Consider the following 25,523-nt stretch of genomic DNA (forward strand, 5'->3'; position numbering starts at 1 on the left):
ATGGGAAAGAGCAAAAAGGCTTCGAAGGAAGACGACCTGTTCGGAATCGCAGAACAGATGAAGACAGCCGTGTGCGTCCCTGCGATTCGCAACGCTGTCGATGTCTGGAGGTCATCGGGCTACAAAGGTGTCACCGACACAACTCACGAACTTTTGAACTTTTGGTTCAAGACCGATCATCGCCTTCCGACTGGTAGAAGCTTCTCTTACTACGCCGCTCAGCGTGAATCTATAGAGACACTCGTGTATCTCTACGAGGTGGCAAAGACGAGATCGAGGAAAGCTCTGCTTGAGCAATACGCTTACGATACGAAAGACCTCCGCTTGCCGCCGTATGACGATTTTGCCCGTTACTGTATCAAGATGGCGACTGGAAGCGGCAAGACAAAGGTCATGGCGTTATCGATTGTTTGGCATTACTTCAATGCCGTTAGGGAGGACTCAGAGGACTTTGCCAAGACCTATCTCGTGATCGCCCCAAACGTCATAGTCTTTGAACGACTTCGCACGGATTTCGCCAGCGGTCACATCTTCAAAGCCGATCCCATGTTCCCGAAGCATTTCGAAATGTTCTGGGATTTCGAATGCTACATGCGTGGCGACGGCGAAAGGGCTTGCTCGGAAGGAGCACTGTTCCTCACTAACATTCAGCAGTTCTACGAGCGTCCGAACTCTCAGAACGGCAATGAGCCGGATGTCATGACTGCGGTTTTGGGACAAAAACCCAAGACCGAGAAGATGGATATTTCGGACTTTGATGAACGAATTGAAAATCGTGATGGTCTGCTCCTTGTGGTGAACGATGAAGCTCACCACACACATGATGAGGAGAGTGAGTGGAACAACGTGATCCGAAGACTTCATACCAGCACAAGCATCGCATCCCAACTCGACTTCTCGGCGACTCCTCGGTACAGCAAGGGAGGGCTGTTCGCTTGGACTGTGTACGATTACCCGCTCAAGCAGGCGATTCTTGACAACATCGTGAAACGCCCAGTGAAGGGAATCGCAAAGGTGACCGAGGCGAAATCAAATGTCGCATCAACTCGATACGCTGGATTCCTCATTGCTGGTGTAGAGAGGTGGAAGGAATATAACAAACAGCTTCAGCCGTTGAAGAAAAAACCAATCCTGTTCATCATGATGAACAGCACCGCCGAAGCAGACGATATCGGGGAATGGCTCCGCACCAAATATCCGAAAGAATTCGCAGGCGATAGGACGCTTGTCATCCATACGAATCGGGTAGGCGAGATCGTCAAGGGAGAAGAAGATTCTGCCAGACGGCTTGCTCGTGAAGTTGACGAAGACGAATCGCCTGTCAACGCTATCGTCAGTGTGTTGATGTTGCGTGAAGGCTGGGATGTCCAAAACGTGACTGTCGTAGTTGGATTGAGACCATACACTGCCAAGGCGAACATACTGCCCGAACAGACAATTGGTCGTGGACTCCGACTGATGTTCCGCACCGCAGGAAGCGGATACACGGAACGAGTGGATATCATCGGGAACAAGGCGTTTCTCGAATTTGTCGAGGAGCTTGAAACACTCGAAGGACTCAAACTCGACACTTTCGAGCTTGGTAAAGACAAGTTAAAGATCATCACGATCCAGCCCATCGATGAGAAGCTGAAAGCAGATATCGGTGTGCCTGACATCTCACCTTCACTTGTGCGAAAGACATCCCTCGCCGATGATATCGCTGGACTTGATGTCACGAAATTCAAGATTAATCCGTTGCCACTGACTGCTGAAGAGCAATCCAGCAAATCCTTCCAGTACGAGGGGAGAGATATTCTCACGGATGAGATTCTTTTCTCACGTGAATTCACACTTCCTCCCGCCCAAACCGCTCAGGAGGTCATTGGTTACTACGCCCGTCGGATTGCCGCCAACCTTAAGCTCCCCTCACAGTTTGCGGCCCTTACTCCCAAGCTGAAAGAGTTCTTTGAGAAGAAAGCCTTCGGAAAGGAAGTCGAACTCAACGATCCCGCAGTCGTGCAGGCAATGAGTTCCAATCTCGCCAGCTACGTTGTAACGAAGGAATTCGAAAAAGCACTGCGAGACATCATCGTTGAAGAAAAGACACCAGTCTTGCTCACTCCCGAACGGTTGCTCTCCTCGACTCCTCCATTTCCCTTTTCATCGAAACGAAAGATCCTCGAATCGAAGAAGTGCGTGTTCAACTACGTGCCCTGCGACAACGAGCTTGAATACGCTTTCGCCAAGTTCCTCAATGCGGCAGACGATGTGGAAGCGTTCGCCAAGATTCCTGAGCAGTTTGGATTCGCAATCGAGTACCCCGACTCGCTCTCGAACATCAGGAACTATTTCTCTGACTTTGTAGCCAGATTGACCGATGGCACCCGATGGATCATCGAGACGAAAGGCAGAGAGGACATCGAGGTGCGATTGAAGGATCAAGCGGCAGAACGGTGGTGTGAGAATGCGACACTCCTCACTCAACATAGTTGGTCGTACCTCAAGGTTCCTCAGTCCGATTTTGAAAAGCTTAGGCCCAGTAGATTTGCAGAGCTTGCATCTTGCCTCAGCATTGACAAATTGGCCTTTACTAACGAGTAGAGCGTATTGCTATGAGTAACAGTGATCTTCTTTCTGGACTCTTCGCATATCCCGCAACGCCCACGCCAGTCGGTGCAACAATATGTACGGCATTGGATAAATGTCACCTCGACTCCAGATATCGTGGCCTCGTATCTTGGGAGGAATTGGATATCCCCGGCAGGTTGATCCAGACAGAAATACTCACAAAGATTGACTCAGGTAACATCTTCTTTGCTGATATCACATTTCCGAACTTCAATGTGGTTTTTGAGATAGGGTATGCAATCGGCTCGAAGAAAAGATGCATTATTACCAAAAACGCCGCTTTGAAAGACGACCAGCAGTTATTCCGTGAGATAGGTGTATTTGATACCCTTGGCTATGCTCCATATCAAGATTCGAATGGCCTCTGCGAGATAATTACTGGAATGCGTGACAAGCTTGCGTTGTCATTTGAGATTGAATCGCTTAATAATTCTGCTCCAGTGTACCTCGTTCTCCCCGATGTAAAAACAGATCTCGAAACACACTTGATTTCGAGAATCAAGAAGGCGAGGCTGTTCTATCGTTCATTTGATCCTCAAGAGACTGGACGACTCTCAGCCCTCGACGCAATTGAGCAAGTATCTGTATCGCACGGTATCATTGTACCTTTTGTGAATAGCGTATACAAGAAGAGCGACATTCACAATATGCGAGCGGCTTTTATTGCGGGACTCGCATTCGGCATGGAAAAGAAGATCCTGCTCCTTCAGAATGGCGATGATCCGATACCACTTGATTACAGAGATTTCGTATCGAGATATCGCCATCCCGGAGAAATGGATAATCATATCTCCGAATTTGCATCGGCAATAACAGCTTCAATCCAGTCCTCAAGGCCCCCCATTATTGATCGTGCTGACAATCTTCTTAAGCGATTAGATCTGGGTGCTTCTTCTGCGGAAAACGAATTCCGTGACTTGGGTGAATACTATTTGGTTACGTCGGAGTATCAGAGCGTTGAACGAGGAGAGGTGCAGGTAGTAGCAGGAAGGAAGGGGTCTGGCAAGTCTGCATTGTTTTTCCAATTGAGAGATAAGATTCGCCGGAACAAGCGGAATGTAGTCATAGATCTAAAACCGGAAGGATTTGAGCTTCTCAAATTCAAGGAACAAGTATTGGATTATCTCGAAGAGGGAACGAGAGCACACACGATCACGGCTTTTTGGGAGTACCTTCTTCTTCTTGAGATATGTCACAAAATTCTGGACAAAGACAGAATTACTCATGTCAGAAATCACAATCTGTACGAACCATATCAACGTTTATCTGAGCTATACGCTTCTGATTTGTACATTTCAGAAGGTGATTTCGCAGAAAGAATGCGTTTCATCACGCAAAAGATCACAGAAGAGTACTCGCTTCATCGTGGTGATGAAAAATCGGTTCATCGCCTTCAGACTGGCGAAATCACAAAATTGCTACACCGGCACGATGTTCCGGAACTGCGAAACATTCTCCTTAAGTATCTTCCCAACAAGGAATCACTTTGGTTGCTCTTAGACAACTTGGACAAGGGCTGGCCTCCGCATGGTATCACGACTGACGATGTTTTGTCATTAAGGTGCTTATTGGACGCTATGGCAAAACTCCAAAGAGAGTTTCGTAACCGTGGCATTACGACCAATGGAGTTGTATTCATCCGCAACGATGTCTATGAGAATTTAATTTCCTCACTTTCGGATAGAGGAAAGATATCACATGTTTTGCTTGACTGGACTGACACGGACCTGTTACTCGAAGTGCTTCGACGACGATTCATCAAGATTGGCATGGATGAATCTCTATCATTTGTGGATATATGGCATCAGATATGTGTCAGTCATATCAACGGACAGAACAGCGAAGGCTACATCTTGGATCGTTCAATGATGAGGCCACGTTCGCTGATTGAGTATGTAAAGCAATGCAGAGGTCATGCGATCAATATGGGCCACTCAAAGATTGAGGTAGAGGATATAATACGGGCTGAAGAGGTGTATTCCACCAAGCTTGTCACCGACATAAGTCTCGAAATAGGGGACGTAATGCCTGTTGCATCGGATGTCCTCTATGAATTGATAGAATCAACCTCGGAACTGTCGTATGAACAACTACAAACTGCGGTTTCACGATTGGATATAGACGAGACTCAAAGACTTGCGGTTATTGATCTGCTCATATGGTACGCAGTTATTGGATTTCGAAGAGAAAGCGGCGAACCAACATTTATCTACACCGTCGGATATGATATGAAGCGTTTTAATGCATTGCTTCGAAATAGAGAGGATTCTGGAGTGAAATACGTGATCAATCCTGCGTTTTGGTCTGGGTTGGAAATATCACACTAAAAAGACGCACAGTATTAAATAGCAGTCGAGGTTTCCGATGCCCAAAAGTGACACTCAAATGGTAGCAACTGCCGGGGAACACTTTGTAGCATTCCGTCTGGCCCAGCTTGGTTTCGTCGTGGCTATGCCGAGGCTCAATTCTCCTGCCGTTGATTTGATGGCAAGCAGTTTCGATGGATCAAAGATGGTCACGATTCAAGTAAAAACTGCCTCTTGGGCAGAAAGAACAAGGGGGCGAGGTAAAGATAAGCGGCTGGATCATGTCGAGTTCCCATTAGGACACAAAGCCGCCTCTCGCAGTGACCCGAACTATTTTTATGCCTTTGTCGATCTGAGAGGAATGAACACCCATACGACACCCACCGTGTACATCGTTCCTTCTGAACATATAAAGCAATACTGTGGAGATTGGACGAGCAAGTATTCAATGATTCGGTGGCACCCAAAAACAGAGGAAGTGGATCAGTTCAAAGAAGAGTGGGGCCTTATCGTTGATGCGTTACGATAACAATTCAAACCTGTTACCGTGATCTGACGGAGGGAAATATGGATTCAGCAATGAATGAATCTTTACTTCAAAATCTTGAGAATGTTGAACAGGTACTCAAGAAGTCGTACCAGCAACTCATGGAAATTATGTCCAAGAGTGGTTGCCACATGGACTTCTACACTATTGGGACGGTCAAGAGGTCATTATCATTGGCAAACGCTTTCATCCTACTCATTCGGAACCAAAATTATTTTGTCCCATCTGCACTGCTTCGTCTTCAGATTGACAATTGTTTGAGATATCATGCGACTTATCTTGTGGCTGATCCGAATATTTTCGCAGAAGCGATTATGAACGGCGAAAGAATTGATCATTATCGTGATCGAACGAACCACAAGATGCGGGATGGCTACCTCGTTGATTCATTGTCGGATAAATACCCATGGGTACGTCTACTTTACGATGAGGCATGCAAAGATGTGCATCTTTCGGATAAGCACCTTCTTTCGATATTCTCATCGACAGATCAACAATCATTTACCGCTCGAATTGAAGTGTCTCCATTTGACCGGTACATTGATTTCGACGAGTGGAAGCATCTGATTGACGACTTCACCATGATCACTGTTCTCTTGAATACTCTCGTAGAAGGTTGGATAAGAGAGAAACGCTCAAAGCAGAAAAGCACTGGGTCTACCGAAATAATACCTGATGGGTAGTGTCTTCAGCGTACAACAGTGGGTTACAGGAGCATTGTTACTGAGGTATTAACCCTTTTCTTCATCACCTCCGACGATCTCGTCGATGTTGCCCCCATGCCACTCGACGAAGCCCAGCGGCGATCTCGGATCTCGAAGCTTCTCCGGACTGTTGATCAGGGAGCACTGGCATGAAGAGACCCATGCCTCGCCACGACTACGATATGTCCGGTGACGTATACGAGACCACGTTGCAAGTTTTGGCCTTCAACGTCATGCGACTCGTGGAATATGATCGACATCAGACAGGGACTCCAACGTCTCCGATTGCTCCAAGGGGTCTTGAGGACTTTATTAACAGGGCCATCATGTATCTCGCCGCATACCACCGTCTGCGGAAGGAGGAGAAACACCACACTGCATGAGGAAGATGTTGGACGGCCCTACTCAGCGATGGGAGTTCTTCCTTGCTGGTCGTAGTCGCATCCGGGCCGTGTGGCATCGTTCGATCCATTGATTCCGCATGAAGTTCTTCTCAGTCTCGAAGACATGTGATCCGGATCGCAACGGAGATTGGGACATCAAGAGATCGTCACCGGGAACACTTCTCTTCGACATCAGCATTGAGATCTCTGGGAAGTCAATCTCATCATCTGCTTCCTGAAAGAATTCTTTCTGGCTCCAAGGACACCAGTCATGATCTCCTGCAACAGAGTAGATCGCTTCCATGCTGTATGATGATGTCTGAAGGAACCACAGCTTGGAACCAAGGATCTGATTTCAATGATACAGGAACTATGCACCTCAAAGGAATGAAACACCCCCATGGTAGACAAACAGAGTCCCCAGAGGGATCACAGCTTGGAACCAGTGATCTGATTCCAATGACACAGGAACTATGCACCTCAAAGGAATGAAACACCCCTATGGTAGACAAACAGCTTTCCCGGAGAGATCACAGCTTGGAACGAAGCATCTGATTCCAATGACACAGGAACAACTGCACTTCAAAAGGGAGGAACACCCCTATGTCAGACAAACAGCTTCCCCGGAGAGACCCTTCACTTGGGGGAAGAATGGTGGAAAGCTTCTCGCCTGTGACGAAGAAAGGCCGCAGATGCCCGGATCAGGCACCTACGGCGGTCTGGGAGCGGAGATCTGCGGTGCCGGAGGGGGAATCAGGCCCCCTGCTCCTGATCGGTCTTGTAGGAGGCAAGAAGCGGTTGGAACAAGTCGAGCAAATCCTTCGTCGCACGTGTTGGTTGGGTAAAAAAGTTCGATAACTTGATAGTTCGGTGTACCAGCAGGGACAAGGATGTGAAGGATGAACCAGTCAGTCTCGACTCAGACTTGTCGTCAGAGGAGGGGTTGGAAGCGAAGCATGAAGTCCTTGGTTTCGGAAGTTGGGATGAGGAAAAAGGTTCGATATCTGTCCCACGCTGTCCACAGTTCAGGACAATCGCCGTTCTTTTCACCGAGAACGGCGATTCCGTTTCTGCACATCGTCGCTATAACTGCAATGGAGTCAAGCGGTTGGCGATACTCGACATGGAGAGCACCCTCTGTCCAAACGCAGTTCGAGAATACAGCGGAGGTGATCGTCCACCGAGTATCGGCATCTCCCAGCAAGAACCTGTCCCGCAGTGAGTTCTGAAGTTCGAGAATTTGCCTACCGATTCGGATCGAGTGTCCGTTCATCGACCTAAGGATTCTCAGATCTGCTTCGATCCCTTCGATCTCGCTCTCCACTTCTTCCCGGTAACTGCGATACTCAGTTGCAGAGATAAGACCGCTGAGCTTGTCTCGGTACATCATCTCGACCTGCTTGCGAAGACCCAGAATGCGGTCTCTCTCTTTGGACTCCTGCTCCTCCTTCAAGGCGTCCTGCTCGTGCGAGTTCGTATCGAGTGCTCTACTGAGGGTTTTAAGAACATCTTCGTCCAATCGTAGATTCTGAAGCCGATCCGCAATCGCCGAGGTTATCGATTCGTCCTTGATGTGAGGTCTGGTACACCGTTGCGGTCGCCCAGTGCAATGCCAGTAAAGGAATTTTCCCTTCTTGAGGTCGGCACTCATCGTGCGATTGCACTGAATACAATCTGAAAGGGTAGTTATTACATCAGCAACAACTACACTTTCAAATGGAGGTAAAATGAAAAAGAAACCGAAAGACCTTTCTGAGTTCAGAGCGTTTCGGATTGTTGAAAACGTGAACCTGTCTGGAGTTGAACACAGACCTATTGACGAAGTCTGTTTCGTTCGATTTTCGGTGATTGAGGACTTCGATTTTGCCGAGACACGGATTCAGCCGATCAAAGAATCTTCAGTTTCAACGTGATACGAGCAACGAGGATATCACTGCCATCAACAGTTCCGAGTTCATGAATCACATCGGTCACTTCCATGTCGCCATCTTTTCCGGAGAGTTTCTCCCCGATTCTGGGAATGATGGGTGTGAAACCAATCGGATACACTTTGTCGGCCTTTCCTGTCGGACCTGAAAAAGTCACAACATACTGAAGGTTCGGTGATGCGGAATTTGTAGCCATTTTATCTCCTATTAGTGAGGGTTGCAGGTCGCTCCTGCAAGCATGGGAAATTATGATTCCTTCCAATGCCATCCAACCATTCGTTTCCACGGAGATGGGTCAAGACTGAGCAGTATCATCAAGAGCTTCGACATTCGGGATCTGTGCCACCTCATATGACAGATCGCAAGAATTTGAAAAAATGCTGAAAAATCGCTATTTTAAAGCAAAAAGAATGCGAGTAGCAGAAAACAAAGTCCTCGGTGTACTGTACGCTCGTGTCTCCTCGCAGGAACAACTTCGAGAAGGATACAGTGTTGACGCACAGCAACGCCTCCTTCGACGATATGCGAAAGAGAACGGCATCCGGATCGTTGAGGAGTACATTGAAGTCCAATCGGCAAAACTTGCTTCTCGGCAGAAATTCCATGCAATGATCCAGTATCTGAGGTCGAGAGAGCCGGAAGTTGCAGACGGTTCTTCCAGACTTGCGATTTTAGTCGAGCGTACCGATAGACTTTACAGAAATTTCAAAGACTTCGTCACCTTGGATGACCTCAAGGTGGAGATTCACATCGTCAGCGAGAACATCGTGATCAGCCGTGATTCTCGTTCAAACGAGAAATTCATTCATGGCATCCAAGTTCTCCTTGCGAAAAATTATTTGGATAATCTCAGCCAAGAAATCCGAAAGGGACTAACTGAGAAAGCGAAGCAGGGATTCTATCCGGGGCATGCACCAGTGGGGTATCGCACGGTACGTGTTGATGGTAAAAGCCTCATGGTGGTTGATGAAAAGGAAGCTGAAGTTATCCGAAATCTTTTCACATCATATGTCAACCAGTGCCGTTCGCTCAATGCCCTGCAAGAAAAATTCTTGGGCACCGTCCTCCGTAGACCAAGTTCTGTTGACTATCGACTGACACGTTCCAACATCAGTCGGATTCTCAACAACCCGATCTATTGCGGTCAATTCATCTGGAAGAAGAAGCTCTATCATGGAGTACATGTCCCAATCATAGACAAAGCGTTGTTCCAGAGGACGCAGGAGATTCTCAGGGAGAACCAGAAGACACCGAGCAAGAACCGCACGAGGAAATGGGCGTACCAAGGTCTGATGAAGTGCGGGCAGTGCAATCGCACGATGAGTGCCGACCTCAAGAAGGGAAAATTCCTTTACTGGCATTGCACTGGGCGACCGCAACGGTGTACCAGACCTCACATCAAGGACGAATCGATAACCTCGGCGATTGCGGATCGGCTTCAGAATCTACGATTGGACGAAGATGTTCTTAAAACCCTCAGTAGAGCACTCGATACGAACTCGCACGAGCAGGACGCCTTGAAGGAGGAGCAGGAGTCCAAAGAGAGAGACCGCATTCTGGGTCTTCGCAAGCAGGTCGAGATGATGTACCGAGACAAGCTCAGCGGTCTTATCTCTGCAACTGAGTATCGCAGTTACCGGGAAGAAGTGGAGAGCGAGATCGAAGGGATCGAAGCAGATCTGAGAATCCTTAGGTCGATGAACGGACACTCGATCCGAATCGGTAGGCAAATTCTCGAACTTCAGAACTCACTGCGGGACAGGTTCTTGCTGGGAGATGCCGATACTCGGTGGACGATCACCTCCGCTGTATTCTCGAACTGCGTTTGGACAGAGGGTGCTCTCCATGTCGAGTATCGCCAACCGCTTGACTCCATTGCAGTTATAGCGACGATGTGCAGAAACGGAATCGCCGTTCTCGGTGAAAAGAACGGCGATTGTCCTGAACTGTGGAGATGGGGGGAATCGAACCCCCGTCCGAAATGCAGAACCTGCAACTTGCTACGCTCGTAGTCAGTCTTTTAGGTTTCGCCCGCGTACTGCCCGACAGACAGGACGTGTGCGCGAACTAGTCAGGAGATGTGTTTTGGCCCCCTCCCCTGGCGCTTGGGGTGCCTAGTCCGTCTTTTGCGACGTCACTTCCTTTAGCCGACGGGCGCGCCTCCGGAGGACGTGGCGGTCAATTAAGCCGCCAGTGCGTAATCGTAGTTGGCAATTATACCAGTTGACACAGGATTAACGTGCTTATGTCAGGCACGGAACGCGTTTGCATGACCCCGACATCCCGTCGAAACCATTGCATCCCCAGTATGGGTCTCATAAAATACTGTACTCAGCGCTGCGAGGCAATGCATTTTCCGATGCACATCCGATGCGCTGGAAGTGTCGCGCATCCGCGGCGCAACGCGAGCATGAAGAGACGGAATCGCTCATGAGATACGGGACAATGGAAAGCGCTGGAATCCGGATGTAAGGCGGCACGGCAGCATACCGTCTCGTGCATGTCCGCTTGTTACGGCGCGAAAACCAGCCGGAGCAACACCGTCCGGTCCTTCCAGGACTGCTCCCCGACCGCCAGCGTGTGCACACCGACGTCCAGCCGCAACCGCTCCGTAGGTGCGAGCACCGCTCCGAGCATAAGCGTCGCAGCGTTGTGCTCCGCGCCGTGTCCTGGGGCGCTCTCGAAATGCGCTTCCACGCGCGGCTGGATGAACGCGGAGAGCTGATAACCGATACCGCCGGCGACATGCAGATGCAAATCCGGATCCGGACTGCGGGTATAGCCGTAATGGACGCCCGCCTGCAGGGTGCCCGCCACGCGCCGCGCGGCCACGCTCGCAACAAGCAGCTGATCCATGCCGAACGCCACGCCTTCCGCGGCTTCGAGCGGTACGGACACTGACGGCACCCAGGAGAGATTCCAATCCCCGGCCCCTTCGTAGAGTTGCATTTTCATGCCCATGCGCAAATCCCCAAACCCGCTGCTGTACTCCCGCGGCGCACCCGCACAGTACTCGGCGCACCATTGCAGCTCACCCATGATGTCAATGTGCTCGGTGACGCCGTATGCCGCACCGGCGCTCAACACCTGTGAACGCTCGGCGTAGCCATCGGCGGGAAGGACGATGAGGCCGAAAGAGCCGTGCAGCACTCTGTCGGCGTACAGCGTGGAAAGTTCGAGCGTCCCGGCCCCGAGCAGACGGCTGTCCTCCACCATGAGGCCCGCGGTGCCGGCATCCTGCGCATGGAGGTCCTGCGCAATCAAGACGGTACCGAGCAGCAGAAGACAGGCGCGGAAGCCCCGTCGGAAGCACGATGTGCGATGGATTGAACGTGCGATGCTTTCGTGATATTCGAGGAGGTTGGAGGCGGGACGAAGGTGCTGTGTCATAGAAAATTCCATACGTTATTTAGATCTGATCTAAATATATATAACAGGAACACGCATGTCAAGACCTTTTTCTCGTTATACCGGACACGACATATCCGAATTCCTGTGCGAATGGGAGCATGGCGGATGTGCTCCGCACCTCGCTCAGCCCCACGTCGATTACGGAAATCCGGACTTCACTCCGCGAAGGCGGCTCGCGGTGACCGCTATGCATCGGCCGGGTACCGGGATCTTTGTCCGAGCACTTTCAGGCACGCAGTGTGCGGATCATACGGGTTCGGCAGGCTGCCGGGAGTGACATCTCGTGAATGTCACTCCGTTGCTCTCCCATGCGCCCGAATGACGTCACATGACTATGCGGTGCGGGCAGCGGCGTGAAGACGCCTCCTCCCTCCAGCACTACCGGACGATATGGTGTCGCCGCATTGTACACGGCGTTTTGCTTCCTCCCCAAATCCTGAGTCAGGCATCGGCGGAGAGCTCCCCGCGTACTCTGCAGGTCTAGCGTGCGATCAGCTTCCCGGTGCGTACTGCTCCCCGCGCGTCGGTGACGCTGTAGAGATACAAGCCCGCAGGGAGCAACCCGCGCTCAATGGTCACGCTGTCCGATCTCTCCCCCTTGCACTCAAATACGGTGATGCCAAGCGGCGAATACACGCGCAGCGCATAGGGTTTGGGAAGATCTCCGACATCGATGGTGACCTGCGCGGAGAAGGGATTCGGAAATACGTTGAGATTTTGCGGCACCGGTGTCCCGACGGAGGAGGGGACATTGGAGTGCCGCGGCGTGGGAAACATGAAGGTGAGCGCATCGCTGCCGTCGGGATAGCGGCCGTAACTGATGTTGCGCTGTTGCGCGGGAAACGTCAGGCTATCCAATCGCACCCAGCCGCTGTCCCGTCGTTGATACATGCCGAGTACTTCGCCATCCGCGCTGAGCTTGATATCCGCATGCAATGGTCCCTGCTCGGGTTGCTCGTCTGCCCAGAGCAGCAGAAATCCTCCCGGGGCTGCGGTCGTCGCCTCCGGCGCGTCCAGCGGTACCTGCCATTTCCGCGGATTGGAGAAATCATCCGTGAAGTACAGACCGCCGATGTCACGCGGAAGATGGCTGCTATTGTACACTTCACACCAATCGTCGTATTCGCCGTACTCGTCCGCCAGTATCGTGCCATTCGAGGCGAGCACTTCGTTCATGTACAAGCCGTCACGTACCGGCGTGCGGCTGTTCTCCCATCCCGGAGAACCCATGCGCACATAGCTCTCGCGCCAATCGGACACGGAGCCGCCATCGCGCCCGTGTTCGAGTTCCATGGTCGCTCCTTTTCCGTCCGCCAGTGGCGGCCATGGCCAGTCGTCCTCATAGCGGACGGTGTGGATGCGTGTATGGCTGCTGTCGTACAGATTGACGGTGGCGCTTTTGTTGCTGAGCCGGAGCACGGAATGGCCAAGCAGTCTGACCTGTACGGCATGCAATCGTCTGAAGCGTACCGTGTCTTCACACAACAATATGTACCTGCCTGACGCGATCAAGACACCGTCGGGAAAGGTGAAGATACCGCCATCATGCTCCAACGTCCACCCGCCGAGAGCGACGGTGTCCGGACCGGCGTTGTACAGTTCTATCCAATCGCCGGTGTCGTACTTCGCGGAGGAGTGATAATTGATTTCGTTGATACGCACCGCCGCGCCGGGTGGCGCGTTGTGCCGGTAGTAGGCTCCGATATCGGCGCGCGAGCCGTCAGGATCCTTCGACGACGCCGGATCGCCGGCATCAATACAGGGCGAGGCTGGCTGAAGCGCGAAATTCCCGACGCTGGTATTGACGAACAGCGGATCCGCGTGAAGGTTCCCTTCACCGGGCAGGAGTTCACCATCCGATAACGAATATCGAACCGTAAGGACGGATTTCTCATCACGGAACAGCGTCGCCTCGCGCGACGCCGCGAGAATGGTATTCAGCACTTCCGCGCTGCCGCCGCCGCGGGAGGTGTTCTTCTCATAACAGGCCAAGGCGAGAGTGTTGCCGTGAAGCGTGTTTTGATCGAGCACGGCATGAGAGTTGCTGTCCTTGACCGCCACACCCATGGCGCAGTTGAACAACACATTGCGCCGCAGCAGCACCGTGGAGGCCTGCCCCACCGATACCGCCTTGTCGCTGCAATCGTGGATGATATTCTGCTCGATCACGAGGTTGCGCGAACCTTCACCGATGTCTATACCGTCGCTATTGGGTGCTGTAAAATCGTAAATGCGGTTGGCGCGAATGATACCTCCCGTGACGCCGTCATAGTCTATGCCGTCTGTGTCCGGTGCATTGTTGCCGCGGAGGTCGCAATATTCGACGATGGCCCGGGTCGTATTCGTGATATTCATCAGATCTCCGGTCTGCCGCGTGCGAAAGGACGAATGCCCGATGTACACGCTCCCGCCGTCGGAGAAAAACGGCTGCATCGCGTCCTCGATATGCGTGTCTGCAATGCGCACGTCACTATCGAATGCGGAGATGGTGGAGAACTGTCTCGCTCTGTCACTGCCGTAACCGCTGCCGAAAATGTGCGCATGCTGCAACACGATGGAATCGCTCGCGCTCTCGGCAGCGACAACGCCCCAGCGCGGCATGCTGTTGTACCACGGCCGTCTGCCCGCCGATCCGGGATCGGACACAATGCGCACCGGTTCCGCTTCGCTTCCGTCAATACGCAGTCCGCCGCGCACGTACAATGACGCGTTGTCCGCCATGTACACCGTGCTTCCCTGCCCGATGCGAAGGATCGCACCCGGCGTGATACGCACATCCCCCACAGCATACCACGGACCAATGGATGCGACAAGGGTGGTATCCCGGCTGATTACTGCGGGAATGATGCTGCCCCTGTCGGCTTCGAATACCGCCGTGAGACTGCTGTCTCCGGAAAGCCGCAGGGAGATCTCCGCACCGGCCGACGGCAATCCCGCCCATCCGCTGAAGCGATATCCTGGTTTCGGTACGGCGCTCACTCTGAGTGCTGCATTTCTGAAGTGATAGCCGCTGTATACGGCGTCGTCCAGCATGACGCCCTCGAGCAAGATCAGTCCTTCGCCCGACCGTTCCAGTGTCAGACGCACACTGTCGCTCAGGCCGAACTGCGATGCGAGATGTTGTCTGAAATACGAGGGTCTTTCACGTAGAAAGTTTCGGATTGCGTCCACATTCCCCCGCCACACCTGCATGGTCACCGGGGAGCCCCATTTCTGAATATGGCGCGGCATTTCAGGGAGAAACATCTGCTCGAGACTATCGAGCTTCCGCGTCGTGTTTCCCGGCGCATAGTCGGTATTCAGGTACACGGCGCAGCGCTGCGCGAAGGCGTCCCGGAACGCGACATTGCGCAGCAATCCGCGGAAGATGGCGGTGCACCACTCCGGCAGCTCCGTTCCCTCGCTCACCGTATGTAGCGTGTTGTCCATGTAGTCATCGCCGCCCAGCTGACCGAAAGCGTGCTCCATATCCGCGGCAACCCAACGCCAACGGCTTCCTCCGTCTCTGTCGCGCCAGTACTTGTTGTTCAGATCGAAGAGCCGGTAGCCGATGAACAGTTTGTGAAACATATAGTTGATGAACTCGTGCACATCCATTTTCGCCGCTACGTGCGCATAGAGCAGGTCATCGCGCAGATCATTCTCCCGGACGAAGCGCAGCACATCGCGAAAATCTTCCGCTCCGCCACTGACGACCACGAGACTGTCCTCCAGGAGATCCACATTCGCCGGGCTCACCGCATTGTTCTGCCCGAGTGTGCTGTTGTCCACTCGCTCACGCAATTCATAGACGCCGTGGTACGCTCCGTTGATATACACGACGCAGGGTTTGTATTCCTGATAGTCAATATCCATGCTCCCCTTCGCGAGTTGAACGGCCAGGCCGTCTCGGAAATACGCGAGGTTGTAATCATTCCCTCCATTGCGAAGAAGCAAAGAAGTGAAGGTGGTGGTATTTCTCCCCTCGAACAGTGGATAGTCGATCAGCGGCTGACCATAATCCGCGCGGAAGCGGATGGCGATTGGTCGTTGCGGCAGCGCGTAGATTGTAGATCCGAACACCCGGGCACCGGCACTGGAGGCAAAACCGCGCTCACCCGTCTCATTGAAATATTCTACGGAGACAGGGACTTCCCTTTCCTTTATGGCGTTGCGCAATATGCCGTAGTCGAAATCGAAAAAATGCCCGGGATCGCCGGATAACGACACGACGGGCAGAGTCGGCGATTGTTCGATGAAATAGCTGCGCGTGACGACGGGACCCGGTAGTTTCCCGTTCCGATACACTCGTGCCTTGATCACATACGTCCGGAATACACTGAAGGAATCCGGAAATACCGGTGAAGCCGCGTGCGGTGTGGATCCGTCGAAGGTGAAGCGTACCACGGCATCCGGCCCCGGGGCGGTGATGCGCAGCGTCTGCGCTGTGGAATAAAAGCCCTCGCGAAGGGAAAACGTGGGCTCCGCTGCGAGGTCCAGCGTCGCTGCACCGTAAACGGAGTTCCGTTCTCCCGGCGTCACCTCACTGAAAAAGATCCATCGGTCGGGATTACCCGGGTCCCGGCCAAAAGCAATATCCGTACTCTGTACGCCGAAATGCCGCTCGTCCACCACCGCTCCCGCGCTGTCGTACAGCCCCACGTACTCCCCGTCGCCACTGAGCGCAAAATTCGCATGCAACGCTGTGATGGTGATTTCACCCATGCGGTATTCGGAATACGCCTTCTCACCGATAACGAGATTGAACCCGTCCGCCCACACGACAAGGTATTCGTCCGACTGCAGGGTCATGGAGGGTAAGCGCCATTTGGCGGGATTCGCGGGATTGTCCGTAATGCTGTACCCCGTCAGATCCACGGGGTCCGCGGACGCGTTGTACAGCTCGATGAAATCGGCGAAGCGTCCGAAATCCGGGTCATACGCGGAGGCCGCGTTCAACGCAAGCACCTCGTTGATGCGCACCTGCGCCGTGGCGTGCGAGCACAACAGAAAAAAGAGAATCGCGACGAAACGGTTATTGCCTGACAAAGCGTTGTACCAAGTTGTGGTGAGCCGAGGTGATACGAAGAATGTACATGCCGGGTTGCAATGCGCTTACGTCGAGCGCGTGCACCGTCCCGGCGTCCGGTATCGCCTCGAAGCGGAGCAGGCGCCCGTCGAGACTGAATATGCGGAGTTGAGCGGGGCGTCCCGCAAAGGCGGGCACACGGATCCGCAATCCCTCATCAACGGGATGTGGATACAGCTCGGCTTCGGCGAGCGGTACCGGCGGCGGCACGGACGCCGTCGCGCCGTCGAGCAAGGCGACGAAGCCCCGAATGTTGCGTCCTATGCGCGGCGGGCGGAGATGCACATAAATCTCGCGCGTCGTCGCGTTATTCGTGAGCAGATGCTGATCGAAGCGAATCTCGTCCGATTCGAATCCACCCGCGACGAACAAACGATCCTTGCCGATGACGGCGACATCGTTGCCGGTGTCGTTCAGCGCGCCGCCGAAGCCCCTGCTCCAGATCTCGTTGCCCGCCGAATCATATTTGAGTACAAACGCCTGCTGATAGTAATAATTGAGATTCCAGATGTTGCCCAGCGTATCGCCCGCAAAATCAAGCCGTCTGCTGAAAAAATAGCCGCTCACATACGGGCTGCCTTCCTGGTCCATGCTCATACCCCGGACGATATCCATACTCTGCATTTCCTCGGACCCTCCGCAGGAACGCGTCCATTCGGTGCGCAGGGTGGCGTCATATTTCGTGAGCAGAATTTTCGAATCCGCCAGGGGCCAACCCCAACCCATGTAGTAGTTGATGCGCTCGCCGGCGGCGTAGACGTGTGCATCGAAGGCCTGCAACGCGTTGATGCGCGAGAAGGTCGTGTCGGTAATGCCCCGCTGCCACTCCCCTGCGGCGGAATACTTCAGGATGAAACCCTGACGTTCCTGCCCGGTGTCGAGTGTCGGTCCGCCTTCCACCTCGAGTGCGCCCCACAGCGAACCCGCCGCGTAACAATTCCCGGCAGCGTCCACGGTCACGCGTGACAGACGCACTTCCGAGCCGGTGCTTTTCCTTTCCCAGAGAGTACTCACACCGTGGCCTAACTTTCTCACGAACACCGTCGTGGATCTGGGTCCCTGGGCCTCGATGATTTGCCCGCCGATAAGTTTGTTGCCCGCGTCATCCACGACGACGCTGTGTATTTCGTCATGCCCGCCGGTGCCGATATGCGTCACAGCGCTGAACCGGAAGTCTGGCGACAAAAGGACAAGGGCCGCGTCGGTTTCACCCTGGTTCGGCATGTTGAAGCCCCCGATGGTCAGAATCAGACTGGTGGAGGTGACAGCGAGGTACATATTTCCAGACGCATCGGACGCTGCATCGGTAACGGCATCGTCGCCACCGCCGCCGAAACCGGTGGCCCAGACGACGTCGCCCTGATCGTTCATGAGGGCGAAGAACGCGTCCCACTGTCCGTTGTTCTTCAGGGTGAAAGTACCGAGCTTCAGCTCCTTCCCGTCATACCTGCCGCCGATAAGCACATCGTCGAATTGCGCATAGCGGCGTGTGAAGAGCACTTCGACGTTGCCGGAGTTGTCTCCGAGGGATGTGGCCCATTGGGATTTCTGCGCGAGCAGCACATCGACGAAGAGCAGAGTACATGCGATCACAAAGCATAACCGTCTGGACATACAGGGTTCCTTTTTCTCGTGTTGAGATTGCCGTGCATCGTCAGACATCGATGCGAGGCGTGTGTGACAGGCAGCTGTCCTGAGACAGCGCTTCCACCGGACAATCAATCCGCGAGGGTATCGAAGAGCGCCTGTGCAGTGGTGAGGTCATATCGTACAAGAATACGGCAATGCCGGAAGAAGTTCAATGACAATCCGGCCCCCCGGAATTACGCGGGCTGCCAAGCGATGCGCTTCACCCCGAACGCCGCAGCACGGGATCGCGGAGCGGTGTGTGTGCTCACGTACCACGAACGAACCTGTGCGACATGGTGTGCGGACCGTATCGCGCCGCCAGGACATATATACCCGGCGGCAGCGTGGAAACATCGAGGAGAAGAGGCGGGCCTGTGTGCAGTCCGCAACGCATCAGCACAGTACGGCCGTCCATCGCGTGCACGGAAACGGTGTAGAGTGAACCGATCGCCGCCCCGGATTCGACACGCAGGAAGTGTTGAACGGGATTGGGGTAGAGCACCATCGCATCCGGCGACACAGGCGGTCTGCGGTCCGTTTTTCGCATGCTGAAGCGCGCAAGAAACGACCGCGCGTCTCTCCCCGTTCGGGCGGGACATTGATGAACGTAGACTTCGCGGGTCGGCGCGGTATTTATCACGGACATCGATTCCAATTCCAGGAAATCTGATTCGAAGGTACCAGCAAGGATATACCGATCATCCATCACGACGACACTGGAAGCACCATCATTAAGAGGACCGCCAAAACCGGCCCCACGGACTTCCCTTCCCGTCGAATCGTAGACCAGCACGAACGCCTGAGTATAGAAATAGGGCTTGTTATATTCGTTGCGAATCGAATCCCCCGCGAAGCGTATCGCGGGTGTGTGGAAGGAACCAGCGAGATACACCGATCCATCCGGCCCGACTTGCACATCCCGGACAATATCAAGACTTCGCATCGGCTCTGTTCCACCGGCGGCGCACTGCCATATCTTCTGCAATCTTCCGTCGTAGCGCGCGAGGAGGATTTTCGAATCGGCATTGGGCCAGCCCCAGCCGAAATACGATTGTACATTCTCTCCGGCCGCATAGACGGCGGAGCCATGGATGGTAAGTGCATTGATCGACGAGAACGTCGAGTCCGTGACACCTCCACGCCACTCTCCATCCGTAGTATAGGAGACAAGAAATGCCCGGTAATTGCCATCGAGCGAATACCTGTCATCAAACGTGAGGGGGTAGTACATTGAACCCGCAATAAAACATACTCCATCCGAATCCACCGCGAGTGAACGGATTGCGGCTTCCCGGCTCACGGCACGACGCTGCCAGAGCAATGTTTTGTGCGCATCGAATTTGCTGACGGTCACGTTTGATTGTACCGGATGCGTATCCTGTGTGTGTGTGGCTGCGAAGACGCTCCCGCTATTATCAACTGCGAGGCCCGATATTCTGTCGTCTCCTGCAGTCCCGACATGCCAGATCCAATCAACTCTGCCATCGGGACAGGCCTTGATCAAAGCGGCATCACGCTCTCCGCGATTGAGGAATACCGAGCCACCGAGAGTAATGGTCAGGCTCTCAAAGCATACACCGACATACACATTTCCCTCGCCATCCGCCGCTACGGCAGAGGCGTAATCCACACCTGCGTCACCGATACTCATGGCATGCAGCACATTGCCGTTCCGGTCGAGGTAAGCCACGAAGGCGTCGCTCTGACCCGCATTCAGAAGAGTGAAGCCGCCCATGGTCAGCGTTCGTCCGGTGAAGCTGCCGGCGATGACTACGCCCCCATCCGGGAGGCGATGCATCATATCGATTTCTGTGCTTCCGGTCGCATCGCCAAAGCCCTGCAACCAGCCGACTGTCTGAGCGAACGCCGGACAGGACAATAGTACAAACAGAATTACAGAAACTGGGAGCAATCTGCTCATATGCATACTCATCGAGCTTAGAGTGTTACTTTACGAGCCACGGCTATCATCGCACAGGCGGGTTTCGTTGGCTGAATAGTTTTCAGGCACGTGTGGGACAGCAATCCCTTCATAGACACAATACGCGGCCTGCGGTTACAACGTTCTGGCACGACACCCCGTCCTCCGCAGATTACAGAAAATCTCCCCAACTGCTCCGGAACGAACGGGTCGTTTGAATAGCGCCGTTTCTTCGGAGCATTGCTTCTACAGCAGCAGCATTTTTCTGGTGACCGCGGAACCGTTGTCGCGGAGTGTAACGAAATACACGCCGGGCTTGAGCGACCCGAGGTTAAGATTTACACTGTGTCGTCCCGCCATCCTGGATTCATCCTCGATCAAACAGGCCACCGGCCTCCCGAGAGCATCCGTTATGTGGAGCGATATTGTCGTTCTCTCCGCAAGTTCGAAATCGATGGTTGTGGATGAACTGAAAGGATTAGGGTGATTGCCCGTAAGGTGAATACGCCGTGGAAGAGCGAGCCTCGGGTCCTCAATTCCAAGAGGCTCCGCGGGTTCGAACACAAACAGTCCCGAATGCGCGCCTGCGAGCATTATTGCGCCGTCGCTTCGTACAGCCACATCCATGCCGCTGATCGGCATCGCGATATGTGCAATAGTGGTGAACGCGTTGCCATCAAATTCCAGCACTATGACACCCTGATTATAACCACAGAGATATACATATCCGTCATGTCCGACATCCACAGCGCGCGCTATCTTCATACCTTTGAAGTTGGCCAGATACGAAAAGGCGCTTCCATCAAAATGGTACGCGGTGAGACCCTCACTCCCGGTCGCGATAAACACCGTACCGTCGGGGCCGACAGCGACATCTTCGCTCACACGCGATCCGGACAGCGATGCCAAAATACGGAAGGAGTCACCCAGAAATTGATACGCTCGTAAAACCTCCGACTGCCCCGACCGTTGCAACGCCACAAACACCACACCATCCTCCCCCACCGCGACACTCAAAGCCATTCCGCTGTCCTGTGCGTGTGCCAGTAAAGTGAATGTGGCGCCATCAAATCTGTATGCGCGAATCCCATCATCACCGTTCGCGACGAACACCGTACCGTCAGGACCAATGTCCATACCGTAGACATCCATCACTTCCTGTGTGCGGGCACGCTGCTCAAACCTTTCACCCACAAGATGTGTTGCGATCACACCTCCGTCTGCAATTACCGCAAAGAGGACACCATCCTTACCGCAGGCAACCGCACCCGCCGTCCCGTCCTGGTTCGATACATCGAGATGCGTCAGCACACCATCCTTGTACCTGTAGGCGCGTAGTCCACCCCAGGCGTTGGCGACGTACACAGTTCCGTCAGGCCCCAGACACACATTTTGTGATGCTCCGCCATCGTTCTGACGGGCTAGCTCAGCCAGCGCACCGTTCTCGATGTGCACTGCCTTCAATCCTCCAAACGCACTCACAATAAACAGTACGCCCGGACCTGCAGCAGCGATGTGTTTCGGTACATCGGTATCGAAGCTACTCGCCACCTCGCTGAAGGAAGAGCCGTTGACCGTGTACACCGTAATCGTACCGGTGGTCTGCACGAGGTAGATCGTACCATCTTTCGCAAGCGCCATGTGTTCGGGATAGTCCGCCAGTCTTGCCTGAGCGACCGTGGTAAACCCATTTTCATCAAAGGACAACGCAAACAGTTCCCTGTCTCCTGTGGCCGCAAACACTGTACCCGAGACGTCGACGGCTACATTTGACACCATTCCTCCCAGATACACGGCGAATACAGGCTCAAGAACATCGCCGGTGACTTTCAGTGCAATGATGCTGTCCTGATGAGCTACGAAGATATTGCCATGAGCGTCGACCGCGACATCCTGAGCATACAAGTCCCATTTTGTCTCGGCTAAGGGTATAAACCTGACTCCATCGTAGCGCAGGGTCTTTACACCCCCACGCCCGCATGCAACGAAAACAGTAGCATCCTCTCCGACAGAGAGTGCTCTCACCGCCTCATTCGACGGGAAATGTGCGGTACCCGCCAGGGTCTGTCCGTCGAATACATAGGCCCGCACACCATCCTGGCCTTGCGCGGCGAACACCGTACCGTCGGCACTGATATCAATATCCAGAAACCCTCCGCCAATACGAATATGACCGGTATTCGTAATGGCTGTCCCGACATTTCGATAGGCGCGAAGTGCTCCATCGGAGTACCCTACTCCCTGATTGTACCCGACAAATATTGTTCCATCGGGTCCGACAGCGACACAGCTGCCCATCCCGAACTCTGTATTACGAGCCTTGAGCGTAAGCTCCTTCACGCCTTGCGCGCTGAGAACGACGGAATAGACGCAGAGCAAACAGCTGATGAAGGACATGCACCGTAACATACACCCTCCTTGAAGTGACGATACGCGAAGGTCCTCCCAATTGCGATCACGTTACCCGTGCATTACGGCGAGGACCGTTCCGATACGCGTAAGGTACAACGACGCTGCATCAGATTCAACGGAGACAGAATTCCAGATATGGACTATAGCGGACATACGATATCCGCTTTTACTCCTCCAGCGTCGCCAGATTGCCGGGATCCTCGCCGAGTGCGCGGGCGCGGAGGACGCGGCGCATGATCTTGCCGCTGCGGGTTTTGGGGAGCGCATCCACGAAGTCGATTTTTTCCGGCTTGCCGATAGGCCCCATCTCATGCCCGACGTGTTTCTTGAGTTCGTCCTCGAGATGCTCGTGCCGGGCAATGCCGGTTTTGAGAATGACGAAGGCGTGAATGGCATTGCCCTTGATTTCGTGGGGCAGACCGATAGCCGCCGCCTCGGATACTGCGGGATGCGACACCAGCGCACTTTCGATTTCCGCTGTGCCAAGGCGGTAACCACTGACCTTGATCACATCGTCCACACGACCGATCACCCAGTAATAGCCATCGACATCGCGGCGGGCGGAATCTCCCGTCATATACGCACCGGGGAAGCGCGTCCAGTACTGACTGACATAGCGCTCCGGATCCTTGTATATGGTGCGAAGCATGGCCGGCCAGGGATTTTTGATGATGAGATAGCCCTCTTCATCGGCCGCAACGGATTCACCCTGCTCGTTGACGATGTCCATGTGCAAACCGGGAAATGGCTTACCTCCGGAGCCGGGTTTGAGGGGATCGCAAGGCAGCGGCGTGATCATGAACATGCCGGTTTCCGTCTGCCACCAGGTATCCATGACGGGACAGCGTCCGCCTCCAATGACGCGGTGATACCATTTCCACGCCTCGGGATTGATCGGTTCGCCCACGGAGCCGAGGAGACGCAGCGTGGACAAATCGTGCCTTTCCGCCCATGCGTCGCCGAAGCGCATGAGCCCGCGAATTGCCGTGGGGGCTGTGTACAGAATGTTGATGCCATAGCGTTCGATCATCTGCCACCAGCGATTGGGATAGGGGAAGGTCGGCGCTCCTTCGTACATGAAGCTCGTCGCGCCATTCAGCAGCGGACCGTACACTATGTAGCTGTGACCGGTGATCCATCCCGGATCGGCAGCGCACCAGTAGCGATCCTGGTCCTGAATGTCGAAGACGTATTTCAGCGTCGTGTAGGTGCCCACCATGTAGCCGCCATGCGTATGAAGAATGGCCTTGGGTCTGCCGGTGGTGCCGGAAGTGTAGAGCATGAACAGCGGATCTTCCGCATCCACGATTTCGAGACTGCACGCGCTCGAGGCGATGGGTAGCTGCATGAGGTCGTGATACCAGAGATCGCGTCCCTGCTCCATATTCACCGGCTGACCGGTACGCCGCACGACCAGCACGCTCTGCACGGTGGCTGCGCGTTGCAGGGCTTCATCGGCGATCTCTTTGAGCGGCACAATTTTTCCGCGCTGAAAGGCACCGTCGGCTACGATGAGCACTTTCGATTTGCTGTCCTCGAGCCGCTCGTGCAGTGCCTCGACGGAAAAGCCGCCGTACACGACCGAGTGCACCGCGCCGATGCGTGCGCAGGCGAGCATGCCGAGCACGAGTTCGGGGATGCGCCCCATGTACAGCGTGACGCGGTCGCCTTTTTCCACGCCAAAGCTCTTGAGGATGTTGGCGAACTTGCAGACTTCCCGTTTGAGGGCGAAATAGGAAAGCGAACGGAATTCACCGTCCTCCCCTTCCCAGATCAGCGCGAGCTTGTTGCGCCTGGCGGTGAGCACGTGGCGATCAACACAGTTGTAAACGATGTTGGTCTTCGCGCCGGTGAACCACTTATAAAACGGGGCATCCGAACCGTCCAGTACCTTTTCCCACGGAGCGAACCAGTGCAGTTCCGACGCATGCCTCGCCCAGAAACCCTCGTAATCGCCCTCCGCTTCCGCGCTCAGCAGTGCACGTTCGCGCACATGCGGCTCTCCCAGATAGTCGAATGAGGGATAAAACACTTCGCCAGAGAGACTCGCTTCGCTCATATGCGCTCCATAGATGATATCGCCGAGGATGTATATCCTCTATTCTGCGGACAAATGGGGAAAAATGCAAGGGGGGCGTCGTGGTTCATCCGAAGTTCCAGTCCTTTGAGATCGTGCCTGCCCACGGTAGACTCCAAAGGAAACGAGCACGGCCGTTGTCCTCGTTCGCATTAGTCAGTTCGTCCGTCCCTTCGCGAAAAGCACCCCGGCACTGCGCAGCATTTATCCCGACGAGATTTTTCGCATATTTGCGACATGTTTGCGACAATATTTGCGACCTGTCCCTGTCGGAAATCTCGATCCAACCTTCTGGAAAAGCGATGAGCGAATATCAGTACCATGGATTTCTTGCGGCGGATACTCCGCTGAATGCGGAGAACATGGCATCGTTGCGCCGCATTTCGTCCAGCGCGCGTATCACTCTCTTCAGCTTTGCAAATAGCTATAGTTGCGGGAACGTGCCTGCTGGTGATCCGGCTGCGGGCACGGCGTGAGATTCACCATTGCCAGCATCATACCCGAAGCGGCTTCACAGCGTGTATCGT

General features: G+C 53.9%; 13 protein-coding genes and 1 other RNA gene. 5 read left to right on the top strand and 9 right to left on the bottom strand.

What is annotated here, in order from left to right:
* Genes M5R41_06330 through M5R41_06345 form a run of 4 tightly spaced genes read left to right on the top strand, consistent with a single transcriptional unit; the run spans nucleotide 1 to nucleotide 6,146 of the window.
* Nucleotides 1-2,583: a DEAD/DEAH box helicase family protein gene (locus tag M5R41_06330; GenBank protein MCZ7556003.1), complete on the top strand. Its 2,583-nt coding sequence runs from the start codon at nucleotides 1-3 to the stop codon at nucleotides 2,581-2,583.
* 11 nt (nucleotides 2,584-2,594) lie between these two features.
* The gene (locus tag M5R41_06335) at nucleotides 2,595-4,937 is read left to right on the top strand and encodes a hypothetical protein (GenBank protein MCZ7556004.1); all 2,343 of its coding nucleotides are present in this window, start codon (nucleotides 2,595-2,597) and stop codon (nucleotides 4,935-4,937) included.
* A gap of 37 nt (nucleotides 4,938-4,974) precedes the next feature.
* A complete protein-coding gene (locus tag M5R41_06340) occupies nucleotides 4,975-5,445 on the top strand; it encodes a hypothetical protein (GenBank protein MCZ7556005.1) in 471 nt (156 codons plus the stop codon).
* Nucleotides 5,446-5,483: 38 nt separating this feature from the next.
* The gene (locus tag M5R41_06345; protein ID MCZ7556006.1) at nucleotides 5,484-6,146 is read left to right on the top strand and encodes a hypothetical protein; all 663 of its coding nucleotides are present in this window, start codon (nucleotides 5,484-5,486) and stop codon (nucleotides 6,144-6,146) included.
* A gap of 1,335 nt (nucleotides 6,147-7,481) precedes the next feature.
* On the opposite strand, the gene M5R41_06350 is transcribed toward M5R41_06345, so the two are convergent.
* The 9 genes from M5R41_06350 to acs all read right to left on the bottom strand — a co-directional run bounded on the left by M5R41_06350 (nucleotide 7,482) and on the right by acs (nucleotide 24,978).
* The gene (locus tag M5R41_06350) at nucleotides 7,482-8,201 is read right to left on the bottom strand and encodes a hypothetical protein (GenBank protein MCZ7556007.1); all 720 of its coding nucleotides are present in this window, start codon (nucleotides 8,199-8,201) and stop codon (nucleotides 7,482-7,484) included.
* Nucleotides 8,202-8,437: 236 nt separating this feature from the next.
* Nucleotides 8,438-8,674: a hypothetical protein gene (locus tag M5R41_06355; protein MCZ7556008.1), complete on the bottom strand. Its 237-nt coding sequence runs from the start codon at nucleotides 8,672-8,674 to the stop codon at nucleotides 8,438-8,440.
* Nucleotides 8,675-10,424: 1,750 nt separating this feature from the next.
* Nucleotides 10,425-10,783, bottom strand: a transfer-messenger RNA (tmRNA) gene (gene ssrA, locus M5R41_06360).
* A gap of 206 nt (nucleotides 10,784-10,989) precedes the next feature.
* The gene (locus M5R41_06365) at nucleotides 10,990-11,868 is read right to left on the bottom strand and encodes a hypothetical protein (protein ID MCZ7556009.1); all 879 of its coding nucleotides are present in this window, start codon (nucleotides 11,866-11,868) and stop codon (nucleotides 10,990-10,992) included.
* Between the two features lie 501 nt (nucleotides 11,869-12,369).
* Nucleotides 12,370-16,917 (bottom strand): lamin tail domain-containing protein, encoded by a 4,548-nt coding sequence (locus M5R41_06370; protein MCZ7556010.1) that lies wholly within the window; start codon nucleotides 16,915-16,917, stop codon nucleotides 12,370-12,372.
* Nucleotides 16,904-18,571 carry a T9SS type A sorting domain-containing protein gene (locus tag M5R41_06375; protein ID MCZ7556011.1) on the bottom strand — a complete coding sequence of 556 codons (1,668 nt, stop codon included), beginning with the start codon at nucleotides 18,569-18,571 and terminating at the stop codon, nucleotides 16,904-16,906. The genes M5R41_06370 and M5R41_06375 overlap by 14 nt, the downstream gene beginning before the upstream one ends.
* Nucleotides 18,572-18,851: 280 nt before the next feature.
* Nucleotides 18,852-20,507, bottom strand: coding sequence for a hypothetical protein (locus tag M5R41_06380; protein MCZ7556012.1), 1,656 nt, complete (start codon nucleotides 20,505-20,507; stop codon nucleotides 18,852-18,854).
* Nucleotides 20,508-20,753: 246 nt separating this feature from the next.
* Nucleotides 20,754-22,916, bottom strand: a complete 2,163-nt coding sequence (locus M5R41_06385) for a T9SS type A sorting domain-containing protein (protein ID MCZ7556013.1) — start codon at nucleotides 22,914-22,916, stop codon at nucleotides 20,754-20,756.
* 169 nt (nucleotides 22,917-23,085) lie between these two features.
* A complete protein-coding gene (gene acs / locus M5R41_06390; protein ID MCZ7556014.1) occupies nucleotides 23,086-24,978 on the bottom strand; it encodes an acetate--CoA ligase in 1,893 nt (630 codons plus the stop codon).
* 320 nt (nucleotides 24,979-25,298) lie between these two features.
* Between acs and M5R41_06395 the strand changes: the two genes are divergently transcribed.
* Nucleotides 25,299-25,472 (top strand): hypothetical protein, encoded by a 174-nt coding sequence (locus M5R41_06395; protein ID MCZ7556015.1) that lies wholly within the window; start codon nucleotides 25,299-25,301, stop codon nucleotides 25,470-25,472.
* The last annotated feature ends 51 nt before the right edge of the window (nucleotides 25,473-25,523 follow it).

The organism is Bacteroidia bacterium (assembly GCA_027493955.1).
Taxonomy (GTDB): domain Bacteria; phylum Bacteroidota; class Ignavibacteria; order SZUA-365; family SZUA-365; genus JAOSJT01.